At 35.1% G+C, this 20,460-nt stretch carries 21 protein-coding genes; 10 read left to right on the top strand and 11 right to left on the bottom strand.

The features are described from left to right. Positions 1-18: 18 nt before the first annotated feature. The 3 genes from ACZ5R4_RS14730 to ACZ5R4_RS14720 all read right to left on the bottom strand — a co-directional run bounded on the left by ACZ5R4_RS14730 (position 19) and on the right by ACZ5R4_RS14720 (position 4,438). Entirely contained in the window at positions 19-1,875 is a 1,857-nt protein-coding gene (locus ACZ5R4_RS14730) for a BglG family transcription antiterminator (protein WP_464367540.1), read from the bottom strand. Positions 1,876-2,072: 197 nt separating this feature from the next. Further along, complete coding sequence (locus ACZ5R4_RS14725) at positions 2,073-2,318, bottom strand: hypothetical protein (protein ID WP_464367539.1); 246 nt, start codon at positions 2,316-2,318, stop codon at positions 2,073-2,075. 443 nt (positions 2,319-2,761) lie between these two features. Continuing rightward, positions 2,762-4,438 carry a glycoside hydrolase family 2 protein gene (locus tag ACZ5R4_RS14720; RefSeq protein ID WP_464367538.1) on the bottom strand — a complete coding sequence of 559 codons (1,677 nt, stop codon included), beginning with the start codon at positions 4,436-4,438 and terminating at the stop codon, positions 2,762-2,764. Between the two features lie 172 nt (positions 4,439-4,610). Here ACZ5R4_RS14720 and ACZ5R4_RS14715 point away from each other — a divergent pair, with 172 nt between their 5' ends. Continuing rightward, positions 4,611-5,447, top strand: coding sequence for a helix-turn-helix domain-containing protein (locus ACZ5R4_RS14715; RefSeq protein ID WP_277680247.1), 837 nt, complete (start codon positions 4,611-4,613; stop codon positions 5,445-5,447). Between the two features lie 150 nt (positions 5,448-5,597). Further along, positions 5,598-5,732: a hypothetical protein gene (locus ACZ5R4_RS14710; RefSeq protein WP_464367537.1), complete on the top strand. Its 135-nt coding sequence runs from the start codon at positions 5,598-5,600 to the stop codon at positions 5,730-5,732. A gap of 886 nt (positions 5,733-6,618) precedes the next feature. On the opposite strand, the gene ACZ5R4_RS14705 is transcribed toward ACZ5R4_RS14710, so the two are convergent. Then, entirely contained in the window at positions 6,619-7,062 is a 444-nt protein-coding gene (locus ACZ5R4_RS14705; RefSeq protein ID WP_054860484.1) for a hypothetical protein, read from the bottom strand. Positions 7,063-7,270: 208 nt separating this feature from the next. On the opposite strand from ACZ5R4_RS14705, the gene ACZ5R4_RS14700 reads away from it, so the two are divergent. The 4 genes from ACZ5R4_RS14700 (at position 7,271) to ACZ5R4_RS14685 (ending at position 9,631) form a co-directional block, all read left to right on the top strand. Further along, positions 7,271-7,585: a hypothetical protein gene (locus tag ACZ5R4_RS14700; RefSeq protein ID WP_054860485.1), complete on the top strand. Its 315-nt coding sequence runs from the start codon at positions 7,271-7,273 to the stop codon at positions 7,583-7,585. 20 nt (positions 7,586-7,605) lie between these two features. After that, entirely contained in the window at positions 7,606-7,905 is a 300-nt protein-coding gene (locus ACZ5R4_RS14695) for a hypothetical protein (protein WP_054789143.1), read from the top strand. 454 nt (positions 7,906-8,359) lie between these two features. After that, positions 8,360-9,208, top strand: coding sequence for a S1-like domain-containing RNA-binding protein (locus ACZ5R4_RS14690; protein ID WP_054860487.1), 849 nt, complete (start codon positions 8,360-8,362; stop codon positions 9,206-9,208). Positions 9,209-9,496: 288 nt separating this feature from the next. Continuing rightward, entirely contained in the window at positions 9,497-9,631 is a 135-nt protein-coding gene (locus ACZ5R4_RS14685; protein ID WP_219987209.1) for a putative holin-like toxin, read from the top strand. A gap of 490 nt (positions 9,632-10,121) precedes the next feature. On the opposite strand, the gene ACZ5R4_RS14680 is transcribed toward ACZ5R4_RS14685, so the two are convergent. Both ACZ5R4_RS14680 and ACZ5R4_RS14675 read right to left on the bottom strand, forming a co-directional pair. Beyond that, positions 10,122-11,135 (bottom strand): S66 family peptidase, encoded by a 1,014-nt coding sequence (locus ACZ5R4_RS14680; protein ID WP_109982948.1) that lies wholly within the window; start codon positions 11,133-11,135, stop codon positions 10,122-10,124. Between the two features lie 202 nt (positions 11,136-11,337). Continuing rightward, positions 11,338-11,910: a TetR/AcrR family transcriptional regulator gene (locus ACZ5R4_RS14675; RefSeq protein ID WP_054860489.1), complete on the bottom strand. Its 573-nt coding sequence runs from the start codon at positions 11,908-11,910 to the stop codon at positions 11,338-11,340. Between the two features lie 188 nt (positions 11,911-12,098). On the opposite strand from ACZ5R4_RS14675, the gene ACZ5R4_RS14670 reads away from it, so the two are divergent. After that, positions 12,099-12,809 carry an SDR family oxidoreductase gene (locus ACZ5R4_RS14670; protein ID WP_109982949.1) on the top strand — a complete coding sequence of 237 codons (711 nt, stop codon included), beginning with the start codon at positions 12,099-12,101 and terminating at the stop codon, positions 12,807-12,809. 748 nt (positions 12,810-13,557) lie between these two features. Next, positions 13,558-13,776, top strand: a complete 219-nt coding sequence (locus ACZ5R4_RS14665) for a hypothetical protein (RefSeq protein WP_109982950.1) — start codon at positions 13,558-13,560, stop codon at positions 13,774-13,776. Between the two features lie 464 nt (positions 13,777-14,240). On the opposite strand, the gene ACZ5R4_RS14660 is transcribed toward ACZ5R4_RS14665, so the two are convergent. Further along, positions 14,241-14,633, bottom strand: coding sequence for a MerR family transcriptional regulator (locus ACZ5R4_RS14660; protein ID WP_054860491.1), 393 nt, complete (start codon positions 14,631-14,633; stop codon positions 14,241-14,243). A gap of 296 nt (positions 14,634-14,929) precedes the next feature. On the opposite strand from ACZ5R4_RS14660, the gene ACZ5R4_RS14655 reads away from it, so the two are divergent. Then, positions 14,930-15,247 carry a hypothetical protein gene (locus tag ACZ5R4_RS14655; protein ID WP_054860492.1) on the top strand — a complete coding sequence of 106 codons (318 nt, stop codon included), beginning with the start codon at positions 14,930-14,932 and terminating at the stop codon, positions 15,245-15,247. Between the two features lie 198 nt (positions 15,248-15,445). Here the strand turns inward: ACZ5R4_RS14655 and ACZ5R4_RS14650 are convergent, their stop codons facing one another. From ACZ5R4_RS14650 to ACZ5R4_RS14640, 3 genes are read right to left on the bottom strand one after another with little or no spacing between them, the layout of a single operon-like run. Next, the gene (locus tag ACZ5R4_RS14650; RefSeq protein WP_109982951.1) at positions 15,446-16,003 is read right to left on the bottom strand and encodes an NADPH-dependent FMN reductase; all 558 of its coding nucleotides are present in this window, start codon (positions 16,001-16,003) and stop codon (positions 15,446-15,448) included. Positions 16,004-16,028: 25 nt separating this feature from the next. Beyond that, the gene (locus tag ACZ5R4_RS14645; protein ID WP_245902227.1) at positions 16,029-16,952 is read right to left on the bottom strand and encodes an NADP-dependent oxidoreductase; all 924 of its coding nucleotides are present in this window, start codon (positions 16,950-16,952) and stop codon (positions 16,029-16,031) included. A gap of 15 nt (positions 16,953-16,967) precedes the next feature. Continuing rightward, positions 16,968-18,347 carry an MFS transporter gene (locus ACZ5R4_RS14640; protein WP_464368496.1) on the bottom strand — a complete coding sequence of 460 codons (1,380 nt, stop codon included), beginning with the start codon at positions 18,345-18,347 and terminating at the stop codon, positions 16,968-16,970. Between the two features lie 130 nt (positions 18,348-18,477). On the opposite strand from ACZ5R4_RS14640, the gene ACZ5R4_RS14635 reads away from it, so the two are divergent. After that, the gene (locus ACZ5R4_RS14635) at positions 18,478-19,374 is read left to right on the top strand and encodes a LysR family transcriptional regulator (protein WP_109982953.1); all 897 of its coding nucleotides are present in this window, start codon (positions 18,478-18,480) and stop codon (positions 19,372-19,374) included. Positions 19,375-19,573: 199 nt separating this feature from the next. Here the strand turns inward: ACZ5R4_RS14635 and ACZ5R4_RS14630 are convergent, their stop codons facing one another. Next, positions 19,574-20,428: a sigma-70 family RNA polymerase sigma factor gene (locus ACZ5R4_RS14630; RefSeq protein ID WP_464368495.1), complete on the bottom strand. Its 855-nt coding sequence runs from the start codon at positions 20,426-20,428 to the stop codon at positions 19,574-19,576. Positions 20,429-20,460: the final 32 nt, after the last annotated feature.

The following is a 20,460-nucleotide window of genomic DNA, read 5'->3' as shown; positions in this document are numbered from 1 at the left end:
AAATCTCTCCTTTTTCTTTTAAAATTGATTCCATCTACTAATAAATTCTTTTTTTGTTGTTGTATGGACAAGCCCTTTTACGTTTTCGATGTTTTTGGTTTTTTCAAAAAACTCAGTGAAAACAAATTCATTTCTTTCAATATCTAAGGCTGGAATGTAAATAATGATTAACTGAACAAGTTCCTTTCCCCATTGGATCGCTTTCTTATTAATTCCAATAATCACGCTCTCTTTATATTCTTTCACCTCAAAATATGGGTGCGGGATTGCCACTAAATTACCTATAGAGGTATAAGACATCCTTTCCCTTTTCATGATTGGCTCATAAAAATGCTCTTGATTGCCCAAAGATAGAAGATGATGAATAGCATCATCAGGGCTACTTTCATTAATCCAGTGAATAGAGGACTGCTCAATAATTGAGTTTTGTGCTTCCAGAAAGAATCTGATTTTCTTTATATCACTGCTTGGAAAGCCGCTTTGGATCATAATAAATTTTGCATTGATTTGTTGTGGTTCAAACGCTAAATTAATTCCAATATATAGATAGGAATTATCAAAAACATAGTCCTTAGAAAACTTTTCTATTTTGCTAATTTCAAGTTCATCAAAGTAAGTTGCTACCCTGGAAGAGAGAATCTTCGTACGCTCATAGCTTCTACTGTAGAGAATAATTGTTTTTATCTTCTTTTTATCTCGGGAATCGAGAATTACCTGGATATGATAAGCTAAATAAGCAATTTCACTGTCTTGAATCTCCACATGAAGCTCTTTTTCAATTTTTAAAGCGATATGAGATGCAATACTAAAAGAATAGAAGTACTCTGACTTTGTCTCTTTTACAAACGGGTTGTAGATTAGCAAGTTATGTGACGCAGGATAAATAATTCGATATATATGATTGGAAATGTTATTCCTGAAACGCTTCTGTGAATAAGTCGGTACTTGATAAACTTGCTCTACTTGAAGTAAAATGTCCTCTATTTTCGATATAATTTGATGATTCTTATTCCCTATCTGTGTATTATCTAGATCCAATTGTAACGATATTAAATAGTTCACAAAATAAATGATTTCGTCATCCGTCATATTTACATATTTGTTTATTCGTGACCGAAATGCTTCTGCAACTTCATACTCTCTAAAGGATGTCAGATTATCCAATTCTGTATCCTCAATAGAAACCGTATGACCAAGGTTTATTTGATGAATGATGATGATTAATTGAGTGGTCATTTTCTTGTACATCAAAAATTCTAGGTTCAGCTGATATTTAATATTTATTTCATCGACCAATTTGAAAATGCTCTCAATTATATTCACATCTATCCATGTTCGGAAACCATTTATTACATAATCCTTGTACACCTCCTTCTTTACTGTTATAGAAGAAAAGAAACTTTCTAATAGCACTCTTTTTTGCAATTCAGTCCCAATCAATTTAATGCCTTTAAACACTTTCGTATCTATCGCAACATCAATACCTAATGCCTGAATATTCATTGTAAGTTTTTGAAGGCGGCTACGAATTGTCTGTGGTGAATAAAAAAATCTGTCCGCAATTTCATCGTAGGTAATATATTCGCTTTCATTCATCAGGAACTGAATAATTTGAAACTCCAAAAATGCTTCTTCCAGTTCTTTTTCATCAGATACAAACCATTCTTGATCAATTCGGGTATTGTCATTTTTAATAGCATATCCTTGAGAAGATGAGGTAATAATAATGTCCGTACCGCTATCATTGATCTCCTTTATATAATTTCGAATGGTGCGATCTGTAACATTTAATATCTCAGCAAGTGTGGCCGTGGATACATATTCTTGATCCTGGTTCATTAGAAAATTAATTAATTGACTATGTTTTTTATGCAAACAAACCACAACCTTTCTATGCCTTTATTTTAAGACACAACTATAACAGTCGCTATATCAGTAAATTTTCCTATAGATAGGAAAATTAGCTTTCTAATTTTCCACGCTAGTTCCTTTGCTCCATTATATTTTCCGTAGCGTATCACACTATACATAAAGTTATTTTGATCCTTGATTTCTAGTTTCATAAGATTTGTTCATCCCCCATCCATTGTCAAACCTAACCACAAAACACTTTTGCAAATAATGAAACGTAGTGAGTATGTTTTCTTGAAACCGTCGATGTTGACTTGCAACTTTTGTTGCTTTGTTAAGTGAATTACATTTTTCTTCTGGTTTGTAAAAAGAGGCGTTAATGCAATTAAAAAAAGAGCAGAAGAAAAAACGATGCTTTTCTCTCCCACTCTTCTATCTTCAATATGATAAGGGTTTTGTTCATCCAAAAATCAGTTTAAATACTTTCTCTCTTAGACCAGACCATGGAAAGTTTGAAAACGAACAGTCACTATAAACAAAAGCTGTCTTTGCACTTCTTGCTTACTCACCAATTCTCATCTTCCTTTCCTCAGGTAACTATAATTTTCTTTAGTCTACAATAATGGATAGATGTTTTGTCAAAGACCATTCATTTTTATATTACATTATTATCTATCCAGTTGGAGTCGAGCTTTTACTAAATGTTATAAGTACCAATAATTAATGAAAAAATAGAACATACTCCCTTTTTTAGAATGTGAAACTAGAAGATTAATAAAGATAGATTTGCGCATTTTATTTAAGTCATTTTCTGAACGAAGCAAGCTCCTCGTCTACTATTTCCACAAACGATCTAATATTGATTTGTGAAAAAGTCCTGATAATAACGGGCTTTTTTTCTATACATCAATTAATATAGAGTAGAATGGAAGATTTCTTTTACAGTATTATAAGCAAGTTTTTGTCTTCGATAAATATCTACTAATCCCTTATTATTCTGAGTTTTAGGCCTTCCATGAAACCAGCCCGGATCTACCCTGCAATCTGCATACTGCCAGATAATCACACCACTTAATTCCTCATCGGCTAAAATGGAAGATACTTGTTCCGATAAAGCATACTGCTGGTATTCTTCCGTCCACTTATCCTGATTATTGCTCCTATGACCATAGATTGCGCCTGCTCCTATTTCACTAATCAGTAATGGTTTATCTGCTCCACCTGTACGATTAACAAAATCTTTAATATTTTTCAAAGAATCCTTTACTGGTGTATGATGATACCAGCCCGGATAGATATTAAAAGATACAATATCTACTAAATCCAGGCACAAATCTGAGCCTACATTTCCTTCAAGACTGGCAAAGGATACGGGACGACTAGAATCCAAGCGCTTAATATAGTTAAATTGCTTGGCATAGCAGGACCTTCCAAACTCTGTATTGCTCACACATTCATTAAGAATTCCCCATACATAGATACATGGATGATTGATATGGTTTTCAATCATTTCCCTAATACAATCCAAACTTTGCTTTTCAAAGTTTTTGTGTCTCATTTGCTCTTCATTCAGTCCTCTTGCATGAGACTCTTCCCATACTAGTATCCCATTTTCATCACATAAATCTAAGAAACGCTCATCATTAGGATAATGACTAGTACGAACGCAATTTGCCCCTAATGACTTGATCAATTCGATATCATGGTACATTGCTTCAATAGGTATTGCACATCCAAATTCCGCATAGTCTTCATGACGATTTACTCCTTTGATGATAACTTTTTCCCCATTAATCAGAATATCCTTTCCGCTGACTTTTATTTCTCGAAAGCCTACTCTGTCTATTAGATCATCTACTTCTTTCTCATTGTACAATAGCTTAGCTTCCATCCTATACAATTTAGGATTTTCCAAGGTATAAGGAATTGCCGAACGAAACTCATACGAATTCTCCATTCGTATTTCCGTATGAGGAGGGAGTGCTTTATCATTAAAAGAAACCTCCTCATCGTTTATCTTAATTTTCAGGGTTACCATCTTTTCCTCACTGGATAGATTATTTACAAAAGCACTAATGGTCGCGTACCATTTTCCATTTTCTTTATATGGAATAAAATGAATATGTCTAATAAACATGTCATCTATCGCTTCCATCACTACCGGACGGGTAATCCCACCGTAAGAATAATAATCATTTCTTACATGTAGAGCAGACTCCTCGTGAAAAGTATTGTCCACCTTAACCTCCAGTAAATGCTCACCATAAGGAATATCTTCTAATATAACGCTAAATTCGGTATACGCATTATAATGGTAGGAAACTTCCTTCTTGTCTAAATAAACATGTGCCGTATGGCTCACTCCTTTAAATACCAAACGGACATTACCGCCAAAAAATACTTTTTTAGAATACAGCGCTTTTCCTTTATAAGAGGAAAGCTTTGGATTACTTTCCCAACAACCTGGTACAATCATTTGGAATTTTTCCTGTTTTTCCTCCTCGGCATTCAGGGTATGAAAATCCCAGATAGGTTCAAGTGGGATTTCTTTACGTACAATGTGATTTTGAAATAATCTCGTATTCATCATTTTCCTCCATAAATTAAGTTATCTACAATTATAGAAACAAGAAGCTATAAATAAAATGCAAGAAAGTTAGCACTTCATGTCAAATAGTCATATTATATATCTGTTGGAAATTGCTATGATATAATGAACACACATAAATATGTCTAAAAGTATGGGAATGAACTAGCCGATGGATAGTTTAGATATTTTTAACGAACTTTCAGAACTCGTCACGCTTCGAATAAATTCTTGTAGTGAAGTGGAACATCCGAATAGTTGGATGGAGAGAAGACAATATAAGGATTATGACTTATGGTGCATTCAAAAAGGACAAATAGAAATTCGTATACAAGAAGAGGTATATGTTGCTTCAGAAGGGGATTTAATTCTTTTCAGTCCAAAGATAGCCTATACGGCCACTACTCTCCGTACCAGTTGCAAATTTATTTTTACACACTTTGACCTTAGCCTTGGTAATCACCTCCGAATCCTCGACAATTTTCAACTGTCAGGCATTCTGGATAGTGCGATTGTTAAAGCGGAATATCATCTTTTTTTAGATACATATGACCAATATAAACAAAATGTCCCTATGTCACAGATTCGTTTAAAAGGGTGTTTAACGATTCTAATCGCAAAGATTATGGAACTTTATGGTTGTAACCAGTATCGAGGGGAATTTATACAAGATACCACCAAGCAGAAGCTGACCAAGTATTTAGATAAACTTCAGCCCGTATTTAATTTTGCCCATGAACACCTCCACCAATCACTATCAGTAGGCGAGCTCGCTATCGTATCAGGTATGTCGGAGAAATATTTTATCTCTTATTTTAAGAATGCTCTTGGTATAACACCTGGGCGCTACATTTATCAATTGAAAATGAACAGGGCTCGAGAATTATTGTACAGCAAACAATATTCGATAAAGGAAATTGCAAGTATGCTTGGCTACCCAGATCCATACAGTTTTTCTAAAGCTTTTAAAAAATATTATAATGTTCCGCCTTCCAAGTTTGTCTGGTAAGTTTAAAAGGTGTATGGAGGGGAGGACGCTATCCTTTTTCATACATAAAAGAATTAATATCGATGCTGCTGCTCTATTAAGTTAAGGTTGTTCAATTAAAAATACCATAATTTTGGAAAACGGAAAGAAAAAAGCAATAAAAGATACCGAATGGAATATTTTGTAATCTTGCTCGAGGCGTCTCAGACAAAACGAATGGAACCCGATTATCCATCGGTGGTCTGTTTATTACGTCTGAGGGCTGTTTATATCGAGGCGGTATATAGAAGAAAGCAAACAACATAAAAGGCATTCCCCCAACGATAAGAGAATGCCTTGTAAAAAATAGTTGGGGTTCCCTTGATTAGGCTTTATAACACCCCGGATTCATCGCCAAGGGTTTCGTTGTACTATCTATTATTCTTATCAGTGATAAAATAAAAATTTACACTTTGCTACTATTTACTTTTTTTTACCTTTATTAGGGGGTTTCACTACCGGGCGTGCTACTGCCTCACATAACTCTTTTTAATACTAGTGCCCTTCTTTTTTTGCACTTTGTTTTTGTCACTCATCAGTATCCTCCTCTATCTATCATACTATAAAACTCAGACTGGTTTACTTCTCTAATTGTTACTTTCGTATCCACATCAAAGAATGTTGCAGTAAAAAAATAGCATTATAACAACCTATTTTCAGTGTTTAAAAATGGAAATATCACCCATATAAATGATCACCATTTCCATTTATTATTATTTAACTATTCAAAATAAATAGTATTACATATTATGTTTACATAATTATGAATACAACTAATTAATAAATCCCCCATTTGGTGAAAAATACCTCATTCAATTTAATAGTACTCCTCGAATCACACTTGCAACTGTGGAAAAAGGAGGAAAAGTATAGTCTTTAGTAAATCGAGAAATACCACTTATCTATTCTTCCACCACACCTTCATTTCGCAACTCCTCACTACTGGACAAACTGTATCTATACATATTTACTCTTTTCCCAGTCTGAAAGTTATAGAAAAATAGATTAGAAATTGGGTGCGTAAAATTTTATCTAGCAATATCTAGGATTCGATTGGAGGAGGGGTCCAAAATAATCATCTCACTAATTGGCGATCTCTCACCATACATAAGTCGCAAGAAATCCGCCTTAACATAAAAAAATAAAGTCCTTATTATTGGACTTTATCCTCTAAGCTATTGATTCGTTCTTTAAATCCAGGACGGGATTCTTCACCCACAAAATCTAATCCTTCTATTAGCCACTCTAAACGTTCTTTTGTTATTTCCTTATCATCATTTTCCATGAGTGTTAAATATTCTTCAAATCTTTCGTCTGATAAACCAGCATGTGGAAAGGAGTCATTAGGGAAAGGGTTTACTTCTTTATCTAAGCCAATTTTTTCAAGATCAACTTCTATCTTATCATTTGTTTTATTTTTTTCTTTAACTTTCTGGCCTTCCTTTTCAGATGATAACTGATTCTGTAGTGAATCTTCTTGATTCCCTTGTGCTTTTTGTTTCTCATCCGTATCAGTAACAATAACTATACTTACTATTACAGTAAAAACTATAGCTAATAAAGCAGAAATTATAAATAAAGTTTTTAATTTCCTCATGTGAAAACTCCAATCATTCTATATACCATATTATATTATTCACGTAGAATAGATTCAACATTTTATTTATTTCTTACCAACCTGTAGCATAGGTGGTCGCTTGATTATACATAGAATAACCTATCTCATAGTCGGTGTCACACCATAAATAATTTGCTCCATGCTCTCTAACAGCATTCAAACCACTCATTCAAGAGGAAAAGAAGTCTTGGATTATTTGATAGGCTGTCAGCTCGGGTTTGCTTATGAAAAAAATATCCCGAAACCAAGCATTGAAGCAACAAACCGCTGTTTTCATCGACATCTTGCTCAACTAAGAAAGGTGTTTGACATCAATGATTATAAGGTAAATCAATACCCAAACAAGATCGTCCGTGACCAATACAAGGTTAGTCGCCATTATCTTTTTAAGTTTTCTCAAAACGGTTGGTATCGTAACCTACCAGATGAAATCTTGACACTCGATAACAAATATCCGTCAACAGATATAAGGGAAAATGCAAGAATGCAATTGAAACGATAACTATAAAAGGAGTGATTTATATGTCATTCGCATACAACGGCTTAATTGAACAAATAAAACAAAAAAAAGCGGGACTCATGGGAATCCATCTACCATTGTTGACGATGCATTTCTTGGAGTTCGCTCATAAAGCAGGTTTTGACGAGAACGACTATCCAACACTAAAAGCCTACATTCAAAAAGCATCTTACCAAGAAAAGAAAGATGTGTTCGAAACGCTTGGTTTTCAAGTCTTATACATGACCCCTTTCTGCTACAAAAGTAATCCATTTCGCTCAAGGGCAGTTAGACCATGCACCTTCAAAACCATCTATTCATGAAGCATTCCTCGATAAACTACGAAACGTATTTATCCTAGATGTCAACGTCGGGATGGACAATTTATACTTTTTGATAGAATACCACTTTTGAAATTAGTTGTTGACATTCTCCTTCATCTATGAGATTATAGTAAGGTTAACAAACTAAAGTAACAAATAAGTGTAGCTGGCATTCTACTAATATTTTTGAAGATGCTTATTCACACTGGCGCGACTAAGGGGTCGCAAGGACGTAAGAGCAGGTAGGGCTTACGTTGCTTAAGTTAGAAAATCCCAGTGGAATATTTACCGCGGTAAAGTGAAATTCTATTAATGAAATTTCCCACCCGAATTTATCGGGATATAAAAATAATCATAAATCTTATGTGTTGCTTTATCAATCAAAGGGGTACTCTTATAGTAAGAGTGCCCCTTTTCCAATACATATAAATAAAAAAAGAAAGAAGGTCTTAATATGGATAAGCAAATAGGTACGATCCAAACACTCGAGGTACTACGAAAAATTGAAACTGGTTATGTTTTAGAAAACGACATACTCCTTCACCATAATGAAACGGACTCAGAACTTGAGGCTGAGCAATCTGTTGATGTTTTTCTTTACCAAGATAAAAAAGGACAAACGGTTGCAACGACACAATTACCAACTATTCAAATTAATACGTACGGCTGGGCTGAAGTCGTTGAAGTCTTACCACACTTAGGTGTATTTGTTAACATTGGTACTTCAAAAGAAATCCTTGTATCAAAAGATGATTTGCCATTGTTCGAAAACGTATGGCCAATGATCGGTGATGAACTATATGTTTCATTAGGTAAAGATCGGAAAGGACGCCTTCTCGCGCTCCCTGCAACAGAAGGAATTCTTGAAAGAGTATTCGAATCAGCACCCGATGATCTATTGAACACAGCCATCAGTGGTCGCATCTATCGTACAGACAGAGAAGGATCTGCATGTATAACGGACGAAGGCTATCGTGGATTTATCCATCACACCGAACGAAAAGAAGAACCACGTTTAGGCGAACGCGTGGAAGGTCGCGTCATTGAAGTGAAACATGATGGCACATTAAATGTATCACTCAGACCTTTAAAACAACACAGTATGGATGAAGATGCTGATATGATATTGGCACGATTAGAGGAAAGCAATGGCGTTATTCCGTTTTCCGACAAAAGTGACCCTGAAGATATTCGGGCCACCTTTCACATAAGTAAAGCAGCATTCAAACGCGCTCTTGGTAAATTAATGAAAGAAAGAAAAATAGAACAACGTGATGGGAAAACTTATTTAATCACTAAGTAATAGTTTCTTTTAGTGGATAGGAGCTTTTGCTTCCATTTAGAGATAATTCAGTACCATAATCGACCAATAGAAATTGGTCGATTTTTTCGGTTAAGTTGGGTAAATTAGAAGGTCGACTCTCTAAAAGTAAAAGGAGCTTTAGTGAAAGAAGAAGTCGGTTTTTATGAATTTTTTTATATAAAAAAATAGGTTATGCAATTGTTATGAATGTGTTTAGCGTATAGTATAAAAACCTTGTCGAAAATATCTATTAAACTTTATTGAATGTTATAATAGAGATAAGTGCATATGGCTTTTATGGGTGGTGGCTCATTCCCTTTAAAGAAAGGGGGTGAGCGTATGACGGTATTCGAAACCATTTTCTTGATGATCTCTTTCGCAACACTAATTGTAGCTATACTGTCATTTCATCAAAAAAAATAACCATCCATAGCCTGACAAGCATTTAGGATGGTTATTTTTCTGTCTTTTGCGAGTCGCCCCCTTAAAGGGCTATGCACTAACCGTTTGGTGTACCAGCACCAGACGGTTTTTATTATTGTATGACCTTCTATTTATATTATACCCGAATTTCGTTAATTGTTAAACAATCAATATTATTTTCTTTCTAATCTTTATAAAAAAACAGGTGCAAAGTCCTATTTAACTGCCTTAGACAACTTTCCTATGAAGCTTGATATTTACTGAGTTTTTTACTATTGTAAAAGAGAATATTTTAAGATGGAATGCAATTATAGTAAGTCCATATATCTCTTTTACTTTATATACTAAAGTAAAAGAGAATGCTACATAGACGCCCCGACCAAAAATGATTGGTAGTCAGCAAAAAACATGCACATTATGTTCTTTATTTATCATGTATATCCCCTCATGCTTTTCCACCATGGATTCCTCTTTTCAGATGTATACTCTTTTAGTTAAACGTTTGTAATACTGTGCCTCTTCCATTATCGACTTCTATTTCAGCGGACGCTCCATTTATAAAAGTAATCTGTGGTGGTACATGACCACAATCTATATCGTATAGGATAGGAATTTGGAGTTCTTCAGAAAGCTCTTTATAAACATCTTCCACTGTATAATTTGTGACAGGTGTATTAGCTGAACTCCTTCCAAACATAATACTATTACAATTATTAAACCAACCAGCCAATTTCATTTGTATTAGAGTCCTACGTAAGTCAGTGGTCGATAACTCACAATTTTCGAGAAACCATATGACAGAGTCTCCTGCAATATAGTTATTTTTAAAATACTGTACATCCCCGTATGGTGTGCCAATTAAATGTCTTATCGTATCAATACATCCACCAAGTAATCTTCCCCGAACCTTAACTTTATGATTTGCAGTTGACTTCCAGTAAGTATTCTCTGTTAGATAGAAAATATGAGGAGTAGGTTTATCAAATTGCCATTCCTTTTGATATTTTTCTGATGAATGTTGGAGAATTGATTCGCCTTTTTTGGTGGATAAAACAGATTGCCACATTGCAGTCGTATCATCAGAATAATCCCCTCTTAAATCTACTAAATTTGTTCCATGAGCAGTAGCTATACCTGTATTTAATGTAATAGCTAACAATAGTAAACTAATATCAGAATAGCCCAAGACCCATTTGTTCTGTATATTTCTAAAATCGATGTATTCAAGTGTCTCAATAAGTAGTTCTCCACCCCATGGAGGAATAATAAGGTTAATATCTTCGTTAATCATCATATCATTAAACTCTTCTGCACGTTTTTTTGCTGATGCAGACTTTGCCTTATCTTGAGTCCAAGGAGTTTCACCACACTTAATATGGAAACCCTTCTTTTCCATACTTTTAAACGCCGAATTAAGCAATTCATGCAATTCACTTGGTACTCCCGATGATGGTGCAGTTACTCCTATCGTCATCCCTTTTTCTAAGAATGGATAATGGATCATTTTACGCCTCCCGTTTAGTATGTAGTATAGAAAGAACCCATTTTGAAAAATGTTTGTTTAAAATAGATTCTCTTCCAACATATTTCAATTTATTTTTATAAAAAAGTGTGATTATTTTCTAACTTTGTTGTTCCATAATCGATTGTTGAACTGCCTTCCTCCTTCATGCTTTATCTTCTTCACCAAAACAATATTGTTTAAGTTATTTACAACCATTCCGTTCAAATAATGTCCATATTTGCTCTGCCATCCATTGAGGAGGCTGCGGCATGTGATTCAGTATCCAGTTCTCCACAGTTCCGACAAATGCTGTGGTCATAAATTGTACAATAAATTCCTTATCTACGTTCTGATTGATGCCCTGCATATGCATTTTCTTCTGCATACCAGACGAAAGCAATGCCATCATCCGTTCCCGAAATGTGGAAGTTTTTTTATTGGATAACATGGAAGAGAAGAATGCGAAATTTTCCTCAACATAAATAAACAAGGACTTGAGCGCCTCAATTGCCTCAGTCTGCTCCAGTTTTTCCTCTGTAAACTTGGTAAAGGTACAAGAGTGAATCATTCTGTTCAAATGATCATCGATACTATGATCTAACAAATCATACTTATCCATATAATGAAGATAAAAAGTCCCGCGATTGACATTAGCACGTTCGGAAATGTCATTAATGGTAATTCGATCAAAATCTTTTTCCGTAAGCAATTCCAAAAATGCTTCATTAATAGCTTTTTTCGTCCTAAGAATTCGTCTATCTGTTTTGGTTTCCATTTGTTATTGTCTCCTTTCGTTAATCAACAATATTCATCCGTTTGTTGTATATAGTACAAAAGCACGTATATTAGCGATTGAATTTATCCCTATTCTCTTTATAATAATACTCAACAACAGTCTGATAATCAACATTTGTTCAAATAACTGTTGAAAGGTACAAAAAATTTATATAAGGAGCGATAGATATGGAAAACATACAATCTAAGGTCGTTATTATTACAGGGGCATCCAGTGGAATTGGAGAAGCCACTGCCAAGTTCTTAGCTCATCATGGAGCAAGTCTGGTGTTGGCAGCAAGAAGAGAGGCTCGATTGAGAACCATAGTAGACAACATTCTCCAAGAGGGTGGTAACGCAGTTTATATGCAGACAGATGTAACTAATGCTGAAGACATGCAAAGATTGGCACAGTTTACACTAGAAAATTTTGGACATATTGATGTTCTTATCAATAATGCGGGTGTTCAGTTGAATTCTCATTTACATGAACTGAAAATGAACGAATGGATGCAAACTATTGATGTAAATATCAAGGGAGTTCTTAACGGCATTGCTGCAGTATTACCCACAATGAGGAATCAAAAATCAGGACATATTATCAACATATCTTCAGTGATGGGACATAGGATTATCCCGACAACTGCTGTATACAGCGCAAGCAAGTCTGCTGTCCGCGCAATCTCGGAAGGGCTGCGTCAGGAAGAATCAACGGATTCTGGGATTCGGTCCACCATCATCTCACCGGGATTGACGGCGACTGGTGTGTTAGAGGAGTATTCAGACTATCCAAGTCTTTCCCCATCCGCTGTCTCACAGGCTATTGCATATGCAATCAATCAGCCTGATGATGCCAACGTAAACGAGATTGTCATCAGACCTACGTTGCAATCAATATAAAACTTTCTGTCTACGTTATAGAAAGATTAATGCCTTTTTGGTGTGTAAAGTTAACAAAGGCCGATGCTAAGTAAAAACAAAGAAAGCAAAAGAAACAGGCAAGTAGAAATTGAGGAAAGAATGAAAGGATGGTTTGGAATAATACCAGCTCATTCTAACATTCAAATAAAGTTTGATTAAAAATACCTAACAAACCTATACTTTACGATAAGTGAAAAGAATCCATTTAGGAAAAATAATGATCAAAATGGATTCTTTTCCTGTAGTTTTGCACTAGCGGCATACCATAATCACTTGTTTTGTCAGTATCCCTCCTGAAATAAATATATAATTTTACCCAATGAAGAAGGCCACTTTTCTTTAAGGTTTTTTTTTCGAAAATTAGTGTAGAATAGATCACTGAGTATTCAACAGTCAGATATAGCTAATATTTCTCGTCGTGGTCTTATCAACCTCTTCCTCTTTTACCATCCCCAAACTAACACCTTTGCGCTCACAATATTCCCGTTCAATTTTACATTTCTCTAACACACATCCTTCTAATAAATATCTCTCGTTTTGATAGTATGAGCGATTTCAATAGCATTCTTGTTGTAATAAAGGAAATTGTTCTTGAATATATTACACTTGTTTATTGCGCTCAAAAAATGTTTTAATCATAACACACACAAAGAGCACGGGAATCTTGTACTTCCATCTCTAGAGAATTATAATAAGGTTAACTTGAAAAGAAAGGGAAGATCCAGGTATGAATATTACGCCACAAGAAAAACATCTAATAAAGGCTCTCCGCGAAGCTACACTGCCTCCTTTATTTGTGCTCATCCGAATAAGGAATCAAATCTTAGATGACATTGAAAATATCGAAGAAAGCAGAAGACATGAAATCGTAAAAGCATTAGAAGAGTACATCGGACCCCTCTGGGAAGATTATTACGAGCAGAATAAATTACACTCCAAAGATTAATGAACCGTCGCATTCGGTGGTATATCTACTTTAATCCTTAACACATTCGACTTATTCTCATGGCGTTTGGTAAACGATAAAGGGGGTCATGGGAAGGGGATATCTACATGTAATATATTAATAGGTATTGGAGCTATAATTTTCAAGAAAATATTTAACTCAACTCTTTTCTAAAGTCAATGATTGTAGGCCCGTCAAAAATATGGTACGATGCTTTAATGACGAGGTACTAATAACATCCAGAGACTCCTAAAAGACAAATACCAGCACCAATCCAATCATATTACCCCGGAGTTTTTTTATTCCCCATCCCCACAATACAGAAAGAATAATAAACACTCCTCCACCTAGTCCCAAGTAAAAAGGTTTACCCTGTCTCAACCATAACCATATTAAATACCCTCCCCAAATTCAATTAATCCTGCAAATAGAATAATACAATAGATGTAAACATAGTGATCTTCTTATACTTTTTTTGCTGGAATTTCGATATTTTTGAAACATTCTTCCCAAGACAAACAACTACATTTCAGACTATTATCTAGAACTGATTGCATAACCTTCAATTGATTGATTTTATCTTGCAATTCACTCTTTTTCTTAGTAGCCATTGCCTTCCATCGTTCAGATGGACTAATGTTTGAATCAAAACCTTCTAATAAAATCTTTATCTCGTCAATTTGAAACCCTGCGCTTTGCGCTAACTTAATTACCTGTATCCTACCGATAATTTCAGATGAATACTCTCTTTTTCCATTTACTCGATTTGCATTTGGTATTAACCCAATTTGTTCGTAATAACGCAAAGCTGAAGTATTTACTCCTACTTTTTCTGCAACTTGTCCAATTGAAAGCATAAATTCTCTCCCCTAACTTAAAGTTAACTTTAATTGATTAAACATATTCTAACACGAATTTTATGTCATCAAACCTTTTTCAGGGTGCGAACAATAATGACGCATGCTAGCCTAATAGGTCAAGAAATAATCAAAGACATAAGTATCTAATTGATGCTGACATTAAAAGTAATCAACATACTTGTACCCAGTTTTCAATATTATCTATTGACTTAAAGTTAACTTGAAGTGATATTTTGATTTTAACATGGAACTTATTTCATAAAATTTAACTACTTGTTTTGGAGGGAAAAAGAATGGCTCAGGCTAAAATTGCATGTCAAAAATTATGTTTTTCTAATGAGGAGAAAATGTTATATGAAGAATTAAGAGGAAAAATTTTCAAAGAGCTAGTGAAAATTGAAGAATTAGAGGATGGGTATACCTTCGTGTTGGAGGGAAAAGAACACCTTTTGTCAGATTTAGTTATTTGGATTCCCTTAGAAAAGAAATGTTGCCCTTTTTTAAAATTCACGATTAATATTTACCACGATGATTATTTATACCTCAAATTAACTGGCCCAGATGAAACCAAGCAGTTTTTATTATTAGAATTAAAGTTAGATCAGAAATGAAAAATATTAAATAAGATAGTTGGCTATCAGAAGATAACCCTAAATTAAACAGGGTTATCCTCTTTTTAGTTGATGGATGTGGAGCCCAATAACTCCATTTAAACCCAGTGTAAAATTCCAAATAAACCTGTTACAGTTGTTCCCCGTGACAATGGAATATATTTTTTACTAGAAAGATTTAATTTTAATCATAATCAGTTAAGCCCTAAGCGTTTTTAACGCATTACTCCATTTGATCACCTCATCGATTAATTCATGTAAAGCATCTATTTGGTAACTGGTTGGTTTAAGTTCGTTAAAATTTTCAAAATCATTAATTAGTGATAGTGCCACTTGGGTTCTAACATCTGCAACCATGAGTCCTCCCATAATTAATCTTAAGTTTTCTACAGCTCTGACACCACCATTCCCACCGTAACTGATGAAGCCTGCAGCCTTGTGATTCCACTCATTATACAAGTAATCAATCGCATTTTTTAATGCACCAGATGTTGCGTGATTGTATTCTGGAGTCACAAATATAAATCCATCACAATCTTCAATTGCTTTTGACCATCTTTTTGTATGTGATTTACTATATTGTCCAAATATAGCTGCCTTTGATTCATCTAGTAATGGCAGCTGATAATCTGCTACATCCACTAACTTGAACAGTGCATCACTCCGTTGCTGTGCAAGATTATATACCCATTCTGCCACTTGTTCACCTTTTCTCCCCGGTCTAGTTGATCCAATTATAATAGCGATTTTAATCATTTTAATGTCCTCCTTTAGAAGATAGTTATTGATTTATCGTAAAAACGACTTTGCCATGGCCATGCCCTGTTTCCACTTCCCGATGCGCTTCAACCGCATCCTCAAGGTCAAAAGCTTTTCGGACATAGACTTGAAGTAGTCCTTCTTCAACTAATTGTGTTAATTGATAAAGTCGCGCTTGTGTTCGTTCACCTACAACTGTTTTCACTCCTGTTTTTTCGATAAGATGGCGTGAAGCTGTAGTAATAATTCGATCATTCGATGACACTAATTTTATCGAAGCATATAACGCTTCAGGTCCCGCAGCGTCAAGTGCAGCATCTACTCCTTCTGGGACTAACTTTTTTACATTATCAACTAAATCATCTCCATATTTGATTGGAATAGCACCCAGCCTACGCAAATAGTCATGATTGGCTTCACTCGAAGTGCCAATTACTTTTATTCCTCTCGATCTAGCAAGTTGAACAGCCATTGTTCCAACACCACCTGCAGCTGCGTGAATGAGTAATGTATCTCCATTTGAAATATGAATGCCATCAAGTGCCATAAGTGCAGTTTGACCGGAAGCAGAAAGTGCTCCTGCTTCTTCCCAACTCATATGGCTTGGTTTTTTGACGACTTGGTTTGCATTAATTACGACGTACTCTGCATGAGCAGAAAGTGTTGTCCAACCAATCACATGATCCCCTTTTGATACAGAAATTACATCGGATCCAACCTCTACTACAATACCTGAAAACTCATTCCCGAGCAGCTGAGGTGAGTCGATAACCATATCCTTAAAAAATCCACTTCTAATTTTCACATCCACAGGTTGTAGCCCTGCTGCCATTACTTTTATACGAATTTGGTTCTTTTCTAGATTCGGTACTGGTACCCGTTTAATTTCCATTATCTCGGCACCCCCAAATTGGTTGAACACAGCTGCCTTCATTTGTTTGCTCATGTATAACTCCTCCTTTCAAATTTCTTTGTTTCGAAAACGGTACATCCACTGATAAAGCAAAACTAAGTTCATTAATGTCAATATAAACAAGAAGAAATACACATTACTATATACTCCTGAAATCCCATGTGCTCCGAAAGGATTTATAGGAACTTGACTTATATGATCTAGCATTGTAGAAGCTATTGCACCACTTATAGCTGTAGATAAGAAGTTATTTAAACTATACACTCCCATTCCAATCCCTGACTCATCACTTTCAAGTGTGCTGGAAACCCAGTTTACTAATGTTGGTTGCATAAAAATATAGCCCACACCTGTGAAAATGAGGAAAAATGATACACCTATAATTGAATATCCAGAAATAGTAGATAAAGCAATAAGGCCTACACTAATCAAGCTTATGGCAAAAGACATCACAAACCGATTTCCTTTGTAGTCAATTAGTTTTCCTCCAATATAACCTAAAAAAGCTGCACTAATAGCTCCAGGGAAAAGTAGCAATCCAACCCATGTTTCATTCAAATGATAAGCCTGGCTAAAAAGTAATGGTGTGATTAATAAAACACCAAAATTAACCGCTGCATTAATTCCACCCATGATCAGTCCACGTCGATAATCGCGATTTCGAAATAATGTTAAGGGAATCAATGGTATTAATGATTTATTTTGTTGGATTATAAACACAAGTAATGTAACTATACTTGTCAGTAAAAGTAGTAAGTTGAGTAAGGTAATGGAAAGCATGAAACTTACTATTGTAATAGTGAGAAGAACAACACCAGTGTAATTGAATTGTTCTGCCTTTCTCAGATTCTCTTTAGGCAACCACTTGTAACCAAAGGGTAAGGTAACAACAATCGCTAATGAGAATAAAAATAGTGCTTTCCAATGCCCAATACCCACAATAAATCCACCAATAATAGGTCCAACCGCACTTGAAAATGCTAACGTCGACGCCACTATTCCAAGTGCTCGCCCTCGACGTTCCTTTTGTACGAATCGCACTGGAATAAGCATCGATAAGGTTGGAATAGATGATGCTCCAATACCTTGTAACATCCGACTTATAATTAACACGTAAAAATCTTGCGAAACAAGCCCAATAACAGAACCTATTGAAAAAATTATGACTCCGAATAATGCAAGAGTTCTAATACCAAATAAATCTGCCAATTTACCGTAGACTAAAGCTCCGATGGCATAAACAATTCCGAAAATGGTCACGATCCAGCTTGTTGAGCTTAAACTAACGTTTAGCTCTTCAGATATATCAGATAATGCAACATTGAACATCATGATATTCATGGCTGAAAAAGGGATCATAATGCAAATTAGTTGAATTAAACGTCTCTCTTGAATATTTTTTGGTGTTTTTTGTTTACGCGAAATCATATGCCGCACTGTCTGTCACCTCCAATCCTCTTGCTTAATTCCAGTATAAAGTTGATATATCATAAATAAAAATGTATATTTAGTTATATATTGATAAGTATTTAGTTATTAATTAGAGAGGAGTTTAATAATGGATTTACTTCAATTAAAATACTTTCAAAAGGTAGCAGAGATTAGACATATGACAAAAGCATCACAAGAGCTTCATATAACGCAACCTGCATTAAGTCAGACAATTGCCAAATTGGAAAAAGATATTGGGGTGCCGCTTTTTAATCGTGAAGGAAGACAAATTCGATTAAATCAGTATGGTGAAGCATTTTTAAAAAAAGTAAATATTGCATTAAATGCTTTAGAGGAAGGAAGAAGAGAGGTTGATGATTTAGCAGGATTACAACAAGGAAGAGTATCACTGGATACGACATTTATCCCCCATTTTCCTAATGTGATTAATCAATTCACCGAAAAATATCCAGATATCAATTTTGACATTTCCCATGCTTCTTCCCAAGAGGAGAAAGAAAATTTACTAGTAAATGGTGAGATTGACTTTTGTATAACATGTCATCCAATTGATTATAAAGGGTATCATAATGTTCCTATTCAAAGAGAAGATATCGTTCTTGTTGTACCGAAAACTCATCGATTCGCTAGTATGACAACGCTCGAATTGAGTGAGGCTGCAAAAGAACCATTTATAAGCTTTAAAAAGAAACAGCCATTTCGAGAAACAGTAGAAAATTTGTGTCTTAAAGCTGGGTTCAAACCAAATATCATATGTGAAACCGATGATTATCAAATTATCAATAATTTAGTTGCATCCAAACTTGGTATCAGTATAGTACCTAAATCATTAGTGGAAAAAAGCAAATTAACAACTGTTGTGCATATTAAGAATCCAATTTCTGAAAGAATTTATTATTTGTCATGGAAAGATGATCGATATCTATCACTTGCAGCACAACAATTTCGTGAATTACTGATTGAACATTATACTCAATTGAATGTAAGTAATGTAGAAGATTAACTAAAAGAAACTGTCAAACTATTTAAAAACACGATTTCTCCATCTTCCAGTTTTCCTTCTTCCATGTTTAAGATGGTGCGGTTCTAAACTCTATGACACCGCAAAGTTAAGGGAACTTCCATTTTTAGAAGTTCCTTTTTATTTATTCTATTAAAGCTATAGAATAACTTTAAAATTTCCCATGGTCTATGTTCGTTATCTAAACTCGTTTAAGTTTATCGGGGTTTCGTACAATGTAGACTCTAGTAAGTTTTCCATCCCGAAGCTCTACAAATATAGTTGCAACGGTTTCGTCCTTTGAACGGAGTAATATACCCATCTCACCGTTCACAGGAGCAACTTCAAATTGAAGATTTTCCTGATAATAGGGCTTTATGCTTTCGAATGCGCTGGCTAGAATTCGAGCAACATAATTGCGCGATTGTATCGGGTGCTTGAAGGACGTTACTTTTCCGCCTCCGTCAGAGACAAGCATAACATCTTCACTTAGGAGAGACAGCACAATATCAACATCCCCGTGCTCAAGAGATTTGATGAACCGGTTAATCCATTCCAAATCTTCCATCTTGGTCGTTACTTGCTCATCATAGAAAATTCCCATTTTGCTTTTCGCTCGGCTCATCAGCTTCCGGCAATTAGCCTCTTGCTTATCAAGAATTTTAGCTATTTTAGGATAATCAAAACACAGCGCTTCACGCAGTATAAAAACAGTTCGCTCTATCGGGGTCAGCCTCTCCAATAACACGAGCATAGCGTATGACAGCAATTCTCGATTCATGACTGTTGTTTCGATTGTATCCTTCTCTGGTGTCCCAATTGGTTCGGGTAGCCATGGACCTACGTACACTTCCCGCCTCTTTCGTGCTGATTTTTGAAGATTGAGACAGTGGTTTGTTACCATTTTACACAAATAAGCCTTAGGTTCCTCTAAACCTTCAGGATGTATGTCATATGCCTTAACAAATACCTCTTGCACTGCATCTTCGGCAGAGCCTGTCAATTGATATGCTAACGTGAACAACAGTGTTCCATATTGATTATACAGTTCCTCCATTCCTGCCTCTCCTTCTCCGAGTTGTTTTTTAA

The sequence above is a fragment of the Gracilibacillus sp. JCM 18860 genome (genome assembly GCF_055395245.1).
Note: the sequence above shows the minus strand (reverse complement) of the source record. Positions and strands in the feature narration are given on the sequence as shown.